The sequence below is a fragment of the Enterobacter sp. ZOR0014 genome, from assembly GCF_000798855.1.
Classification (GTDB): Bacteria; Pseudomonadota; Gammaproteobacteria; order Enterobacterales; family Enterobacteriaceae; genus Enterobacter; species Enterobacter kobei.
In genome coordinates this window covers 40,565-47,873 of record NZ_JTLF01000107.1, presented here as the reverse complement: position 1 = coordinate 47,873, position 7,309 = coordinate 40,565, and the positions used below count along the sequence as shown (strand labels likewise).

The following is a 7,309-nucleotide window of genomic DNA, read 5'->3' as shown; positions in this document are numbered from 1 at the left end:
TCACCCCAACCCTCTCCCACGGGGAGAGGGAAAAACCCCGTTATTTCAGGGAGCCTTTCAGGAACTGCTGCAGACGCGGGCTTTGCGGATTCGCTAAGACGTCGTCCGGATGGCCCTGCTCTTCAATTTTGCCCTGATGCAGGAAGATGACGTGGTTAGAAACGTTACGGGCAAAGCCCATCTCGTGCGTCACCACCACCATCGTTTTGCCCTCTTCGGCCAGCTTCTGCATGATGCGCAGCACTTCGCCAACGAGTTCAGGATCCAGCGCTGAAGTCGGTTCATCGAACAGCAGCACTTCGGGTTCCATCGCCAGCGCGCGGGCGATGGAGACACGTTGCTGCTGACCGCCGGAGAGGTGCACCGGGTATTTCATCTGCTGACGCTCGTCGATACCCACTTTCGCCAGGTATTTCACCGCGCGCTCGCGGGCTTCCTGTTTGCTCAGGCCCAGCACCTGAATCGGCGCTTCCATCACGTTCTCCAGCACCGTCATGTGGCTCCAGAGGTTGAAGTGCTGGAACACCATGGTCAGACGCGTGCGCAGCAGACGCAGCTGATTCTTATCCGCCACCTTCAGCTGGCCGTCTTTATCGCGTATCAGATTAATATTCTGCCCGCTCACCACAATCGAGCCTTCACTCGGTTTTTCGAGGAAGTTAATGCAGCGCAGGAAGGTACTTTTACCCGAGCCGGATGAGCCGATGATACTGATTACGTCGCCTGCATTCGCCTGCAGCGACACCCCTTTCAGCACTTCATGTTCGCCGTAGCGTTTGTGCAAATCAATAACGTTTAATTTGTTCTCAGCCATCATCTTTCTCAGTGCGTCGAAGAAGGTTTTATATGCTGCAACCAGCGTTTTTCAGCCTTGCGGAACAGGCTAATCAAGACATAAGAGATAATTAAATAGAGCACCGCCGCAATGCCAAACGCGGTAAACGGCTGATAGGTCGCGGAGTTAATATCGCGCGCGATTTTGAGCAGATCCGGCACCGTCGCGGTAAAGGCAAGCGCAGTGGAGTGCAGCATCAGAATCACTTCGTTGCTGTACGCAGGCAGCGCAATACGCAGCGCCGATGGCAGAATAATGCAGCGGTAAAGTTTTACTGACGAAAAGCCATACGCCCGCGCCGCTTCAATCTCACCATAAGGCACGGAACGAATAGCCCCGGCGAAGATCTCGGTGGTATAGGCACAGGTGTTGAGCGTCAACGCCAGCACCGTACAGTTCAGGCCGCTACGGAAGAACGCATTTAGCATTTCCGTGCCTTTTACGATTTCCAGCGTGTACATGCCTGAATAGAAGACCAGCAGCTGCACGTACAGCGGCGTACCGCGAAAGACATAGGTAAACAGCCAGATGGGGAACTGAATAAATTTATTGTTCGACACGCGGCCAATGGCGAGAAACACCGCCAGAATGCCGCCCATCACCACGGACGAAATCAGCAGCCACAGCGTGATCGCCACGCCGGTAAAGCGATAGCCATCTGTCCACAGCAGGGATTTCCAGTATTCCTGAATAATCTCAATCACAGGTCAGCCCTCTTCACACCCACGGAGTAGCGACGCTCAAGCAGAAGCAGCACACCATTGGAGACGGTCGTAAAGACCAGATAGATCACGCCACAAACCACCGCAAAGTAGAAGGGCTCCCAGGTGCTTTTACCCGCCAGCTGAGTGGCTTTGACCACATCTTCCAGACCGAGCAAAGAGACCAGCGCCGTCGCTTTGAGGATAACCTGCCAGTTGTTACCAATGCCCGGCAGCGCATAGCGCATCATGGCCGGGAACATGATCCGGCGAAACGTTTGTGAAGAGGTAAAACCAAATGCGGTTGCCGCCTCAATGTGACCTTTCGGCACGGCCATATAAGCACCGCGGAAGGTTTCGGTGAAGTAGGCACCGTAGATAAAACCGAGGGTAATAATACCGGCCACCATCGGGTCGATATCAATTTGTCCCAGTCCCATCGCATCCGTTACGCTGTTTAACGCAATCTGCAGACCATAAAAGATGAGCAGCATCAGCACCAGATCGGGTACGCCGCGAATGAGCGTGGTATAGCCTTCAAAAATGAGCGCCAGCGGTTTGTTAGCCGAAAGCTTCGCCCCTGCGCCCGCCAGACCTATCAGCACCGCCAGCACCACGGAGCTGATAGCCAGCTCAAGGGTGACAAGCGCGCCCTGTAAAATGACGCCAGAAAATCCGTACAGCATACCGCGAGCCCTGTCGTATCGTGAGTGGTGAAACCGTGTCTTTTCCCCTCCCGCATCGGGAGGGGCCGCACGTTATTTGACGGAGCGATTAGCCGCCGTACACATTGAAATCAAAGTACTTTTTCGCCAGCTTGTCATAGGTACCGTCAGCGCGCATTTCCGCAAACGCTTTGTTCAGCGCTTCGCGCAGTTCGTTGTCTTCTTTGCGCAGGCCCATACCGGTACCCACACCAAACAACTTCACATCCTTAATGGACGGACCGCCGAACTTGTAATCTTTGCCCACCGGCGTTTTCAGGAAGCCTTCGCTTGCCGCGACTTCATCCTGGAATGCCGCATCAATACGGCCGGCCGTCAGGTCTGCGTAAATATTTTCCTGGCCCTGATAGGAGACAATTTCGATCCCCTTCGGCGCCCAGTGTTCGTTACCGTAGGTTTCCTGGGTGGTGCCCTGCAGCACGCCCACGCGTTTGCCCTTCAGCGACTCAAGCGTTGGCTGAATATCAGAAGACTTCGCCACTACCAGACGTGAATCGGCCGCGTAGAGTTTGTCGGTGAAGGCAATCTCCTGCTGGCGTTTTTCAGTGATGGAGAGCGAGGACATAATTACGTCGATTTTTTTTGCTTTCAGGGATGGGATAAGCGCGTCCAGCGGGTTCTCAACGTAGGTACATTGCGCTTTGATGCGTTTGCACAGCTCATTGGCCAGATCGATGTCAAAACCCACCAGCTCACCCTTTGAATTCTTCGATTCAAACGGCGCATAGGTTGGATCGGTACCAATACGGATTTTCTGCGGAATGGCTGCGAATGCCGCGGTGGCGCTGGAAAAGGCCAGCACCAGAGATAGTGACAACACGAGTTTTTTCATATTTGTCCTCAACAAACTGTCTTCATACGGGATTTTTACGACGACGGGGTGGTGCTAATGTGCCATTAATCCCCACCTTCAGGCAAAGATTAATGCCTTCGGGCCGGGATATTTTGCATTATAAATGCGTAAGTATGCACAAAGCGATCCAATATAGTGCATTTAACGCACCATACTGGAACACCCCTTCGCCTGATGCCTCTTTTCAGTGCATCACCGTCAGGTCTCAGTCACCGTAGACGTTGAAGTCGAAGTATTTCTTCGCCAGTTTGTCGTAAGTACCGTCTTTACGCAGCTCTGTAAACGCTTTGTCAAAGGCGGCTTTCAGCTCGGTATCATCCTTACGCAGGCCAATACCGGTGCCGTCACCAAAGTATTTTTTGTCTTTCACGGACGGGCCTGCAAAAGCGTAGTCTTTCCCGGCTGGCTGCTTCAGGAAGCCTTCGCTCGCGGCGACTTCATCCTGGAATGCAGCATCCAGACGGCCCGCCGACAGGTCAGAGTAAATCAGATCCTGATTCTGATAGGCAACCACGTCGACACCCTTCTCGCGCCAGTTGGCATTGGCATAACCTTCCTGCGTTGACCCCTGGAGCACGCCAACATGCTTGCCTTTCAGCGAGTCGATGGTCGGCTGGATCGGGGAGCCTTTAGCAGCAATCAGACGTGAATCAGCGGCGTAGAGCTTGTCAGAGAAGGCAATCTCCTGCTGACGTTTTTCGGTGATAGAGAGAGAAGAGATAATGGCGTCGATTTTCTTGGCTTTCAGCGACGGAATTAATGCGTCAAAGTCGCTGCCCACCCATGTGCATTTTACCTGCATGCGTTTGCACATTTCATTTCCCAGATCGATATCAAACCCCACGAAATCGCCTTTCGCATCCTTGGAAGAGAATGGCGCGTAGGTTGCGTCTGTACCGATACGAACCGTCTGTGGAAGCGCCGCATAGCTACCTGCCGCCGCACTTAACCCCACCAGCAAAGACAGAGCCAGAACCGTCTTCTTCATACATTTACCCTCAAGTACCGTGATTTTATTATGTATTGTGTTGTGTGTTGTGTTGCAGGCTTCTCTTGCAGGTCTTATGCCACATTGCCGTCTGGTCAAAACTTCGACGTTAAATATGTTAATAAAACGTTGCGATATTGCCTTAATGGTGAAAGATAGCAGGTCTGCCGAACGAACCGGAGAGAGAAAAAGGGAAAAAACGAATTAAATGTCGAGGATATGATCGCCGTTGCATAATTGCCCTGAAACAGGGCAACGTCTCTTTTCATGCACAGCATGTGTGCACAGAATCAGGCTCCCTGCCAGCGGGTGAAGAGATCTTCCGGCAGGTCGATATCAAACTGATCCAGCACGCGGTTGACGGTCTGGTTGATCACATCATCCAGCGACTGCGGGCGATGATAAAACGCCGGTACCGGCGGCATGATCACGGCGCCCAGCTCGGCGGCCTGGGTCATCAGGCGCAAATGCCCCAGATGTAGCGGCGTTTCCCGCACGCAAAGCACCAGCGGGCGACGTTCCTTCAGCACGACATCCGCCGCGCGCGTCACCAGCGTGTCGGTATAGCTGTTCACAATGCCGGAGAGCGTTTTAATTGAACAGGGCAGGATCACCATGCCAGCGGTTTTAAACGAGCCTGAGGAGATGCTGGCGGCGATATCGCGCGCGTCGTGCACGACGTCGGCCAGTGCCTGAACATCACGCAGGGAGAGATCGGTTTCAAGGGAGAGGGTTTGTCGCGCCGCCTGGCTCATCACCAGATGGGTTTCGACTTCCGCTACGTCGCGCAAAACCTGCAGCAGACGTACGCCGTAAATGGCGCCACTGGCACCGCTGAGCCCAACAATGAGTCGTTTCATGATTTTCGCCCTTACTGATTTCAGGGCAGACTGTGCAGGATTTCGCGGGGAGTTGCAAGTGAGGGCGAGCGCCCTCACCTGCAGAGAGATTAACCTTCGTTGTGCATCTCTAAACTTTCGAGATCGTTTTGCAGCTGAACGGCTTTCGCATCGTCGTTGCGCAGCGAATCAAGATAGTCAAGGTACTGCTGGTCGACGTCTTTCGTCACATAGACGCCGTTAAACACGGAGCACTCGAACTGCTGAATCTCCGGGTTCTCGGCGCGCACCGCGTCGATAAGATCGTTCAGATCCTGGAAAATCAGGCCATCGGCGCCGATAATCTGACGAATTTCGTCCACTTCGCGACCGTGCGCAATCAGCTCATTGGCGGTTGGCATATCGATGCCGTACACGTTCGGGAAGCGAATTTCCGGTGCGGCAGACGCCAGATACACTTTCTTCGCCCCCGCTTCGCGCGCCATCTCAATAATTTGCTCAGAGGTGGTACCACGCACAATGGAGTCATCCACCAGCAGAACGTTCTTATCACGGAATTCGGCGCGGTTGGCGTTCAGTTTACGACGTACGGACTTACGGCGCAGGTGCTGGCCCGGCATGATGAAGGTGCGGCCAACGTAGCGGTTCTTCACGAAGCCCTGACGGTAAGGTTTATCCAGAATACGGGCAATTTCCAGAGCGATATCGCAGGAGGTTTCCGGGATAGGAATAACCACGTCGATGTCGAGATCGTCCCATTCGCGAGCAATCTTCTCGCCGAGCTTCGTGCCCATATTTACGCGCGCGCTGTAGACGGAAATCTTGTCGATGAAGGAGTCCGGGCGGGCGAAATAGACGTATTCAAACAGGCACGGGTTGCTGACCGGGTTGTCGGCACACTGACGGGTAAACAGCTGGCCCTTCTCGGTGATATACACCGCTTCGCCCGGCGCAACGTCACGCAGGAATTCGAAGCCCAGGGTATCCAGCGCCACGCTCTCAGAGGCAACCATATATTCGGTACGGCCATCGCCAAGGTCGCGCTTGCCCAGCACCAGCGGACGAATGCCGTTTGGATCGCGGAAGGCAACCATACCGTGACCGATAATCATCGCCACGCAGGCGTATGCACCGCGGATCTGGCGGTTGGTCGCAGCAATGGCAGCAAAGATATTGTCTGCTTCCAGCGGGTAGTGACGGAAGTTATCCAGCTCGCTGGCGAACACGTTGAGCAGGATTTCAGAATCAGAGGTGGTGTTAATGTGGCGACGTTTCTCTTCGAACAGCTTTTTACGCAGCTCATGGGCGTTGGTCAGGTTGCCGTTATGGGCAAGGGTGATGCCATACGGTGAGTTGACGTAGAAAGGCTGTGCCTCAGAGGCGCTGGAACTGCCAGCAGTAGGATAACGAACGTGACCGATCCCCATATTACCTTGCAGACGCTGCATATGGCGGGCTTCAAACACATCGTTTACCAGGCCATTCGCCTTACGTAAACGGAAGCAGTTGTTTGCATCAATGGTGATGATACCCGCAGCATCCTGCCCACGGTGCTGAAGCACCGTTAACGCGTCATAAATCGACTGGTTTACCGGCATGAAACCGGCGATACCGACAATACCGCACATTCGTCTTTTCCTCGTTAAGCCACATCTCAGGGTTTATGCCCTGGGCAAAAAACTCGACGAGCTTTGCAGATAGTCAAAGAACCATCTGATGATGAAGCTGAACTCAGGAATGAGCTGCGATTTCTGCCAGTCTTCACTTTTGGAGAACCCGGTGAAGGTATCCAGGAAGAACAGGATGGCGGCCACAATCAGCACACCTCGCAACGCCCCGAAACAGATCCCGAGTACCCTGTCCGTTCCTGACAGACCGGTTTTCTCGACCAGCTGACCTATCACGTAATTGACGATAGCACCAACAATCAGCGTCGCGATAAACAGCACCGCGATGGCGATTCCATTTCGGACCAGTTCATCTTCAAAGCCCGTGAACCAGACAGACAGGTAAGTGTAGTAATGACTGGCAACAAAGAAAGCACAACCCCAAGTCACCAGCGATAACGCTTCACGAACAAAGCCACGGATCAGGCTAACCAGACAGGAAAAACCAATCACCGCAATGATGGCGTAATCAATCCAGACCATATGTGTCCCACGATTTAACGCCCTGTCATCCAGTTCGGGGCGAATTCTAACAGAAAAAGAAAACGTTTGCGTAGGGATTTCCTTCCCGCGCGTAAATAAAAAAGGCGCTGAAAAAATAATCAACGCCACGGTCCTTTTGACATCTCTGTGGACGTCTTCTCCCCCTCACCCCGGCCCTCTCCCTTGAGGGGCGAGGGTTAGGGTGAGGGGGAGATCTT

Annotated in this window: 8 protein-coding genes; all 8 read right to left on the bottom strand. The window is 53.6% G+C overall.

Going from position 1 to position 7,309, the window contains the following annotated elements:
• Positions 1 to 40: 40 nt before the first annotated feature.
• The 8 genes from hisP to cvpA all read right to left on the bottom strand — a co-directional run bounded on the left by hisP (position 41) and on the right by cvpA (position 7,091).
• Positions 41 to 814, bottom strand: coding sequence for a histidine ABC transporter ATP-binding protein HisP (gene hisP, locus L977_RS05260; RefSeq protein WP_014884660.1), 774 nt, complete (start codon positions 812 to 814; stop codon positions 41 to 43).
• Positions 815 to 822: 8 nt separating this feature from the next.
• Positions 823 to 1,539 carry an ABC transporter permease gene (locus L977_RS05255; protein ID WP_008502590.1) on the bottom strand — a complete coding sequence of 239 codons (717 nt, stop codon included), beginning with the start codon at positions 1,537 to 1,539 and terminating at the stop codon, positions 823 to 825.
• Positions 1,536 to 2,222 (bottom strand): histidine ABC transporter permease HisQ, encoded by a 687-nt coding sequence (locus tag L977_RS05250; protein WP_014884661.1) that lies wholly within the window; start codon positions 2,220 to 2,222, stop codon positions 1,536 to 1,538. The genes L977_RS05255 and L977_RS05250 overlap by 4 nt, the downstream gene beginning before the upstream one ends.
• Positions 2,223 to 2,310: 88 nt before the next feature.
• A complete protein-coding gene (hisJ, locus tag L977_RS05245) occupies positions 2,311 to 3,093 on the bottom strand; it encodes a histidine ABC transporter substrate-binding protein HisJ (protein WP_008502592.1) in 783 nt (260 codons plus the stop codon).
• A gap of 226 nt (positions 3,094 to 3,319) precedes the next feature.
• Entirely contained in the window at positions 3,320 to 4,102 is a 783-nt protein-coding gene (gene argT, locus L977_RS05240) for a lysine/arginine/ornithine ABC transporter substrate-binding protein ArgT (protein ID WP_014884662.1), read from the bottom strand.
• A 290-nt stretch (positions 4,103 to 4,392) separates the two neighbouring features.
• Complete coding sequence (locus tag L977_RS05235) at positions 4,393 to 4,962, bottom strand: UbiX family flavin prenyltransferase (RefSeq protein WP_014884663.1); 570 nt, start codon at positions 4,960 to 4,962, stop codon at positions 4,393 to 4,395.
• 89 nt (positions 4,963 to 5,051) lie between these two features.
• Positions 5,052 to 6,569 carry an amidophosphoribosyltransferase gene (purF, locus tag L977_RS05230; protein WP_014884664.1) on the bottom strand — a complete coding sequence of 506 codons (1,518 nt, stop codon included), beginning with the start codon at positions 6,567 to 6,569 and terminating at the stop codon, positions 5,052 to 5,054.
• A 33-nt stretch (positions 6,570 to 6,602) separates the two neighbouring features.
• Positions 6,603 to 7,091 (bottom strand): colicin V production protein, encoded by a 489-nt coding sequence (cvpA, locus tag L977_RS05225; RefSeq protein ID WP_000262116.1) that lies wholly within the window; start codon positions 7,089 to 7,091, stop codon positions 6,603 to 6,605.
• Positions 7,092 to 7,309: the final 218 nt, after the last annotated feature.

Coding starts and splice junctions, on each gene's coding strand:
- hisP (WP_014884660.1), bottom strand. CDS start 814: ATGGCTGAGAACAAATTAAACGTTATTGATTTGCACAAACGCTACGGC.
- hisJ (WP_008502592.1), bottom strand. CDS start 3,093: ATGAAAAAACTCGTGTTGTCACTATCTCTGGTGCTGGCCTTTTCCAGC.
- L977_RS05235 (WP_014884663.1), bottom strand. CDS start 4,962: ATGAAACGACTCATTGTTGGGCTCAGCGGTGCCAGTGGCGCCATTTAC.
- argT (WP_014884662.1), bottom strand. CDS start 4,102: ATGAAGAAGACGGTTCTGGCTCTGTCTTTGCTGGTGGGGTTAAGTGCG.
- L977_RS05250 (WP_014884661.1), bottom strand. CDS start 2,222: ATGCTGTACGGATTTTCTGGCGTCATTTTACAGGGCGCGCTTGTCACC.
- purF (WP_014884664.1), bottom strand. CDS start 6,569: ATGTGCGGTATTGTCGGTATCGCCGGTTTCATGCCGGTAAACCAGTCG.
- cvpA (WP_000262116.1), bottom strand. CDS start 7,091: ATGGTCTGGATTGATTACGCCATCATTGCGGTGATTGGTTTTTCCTGT.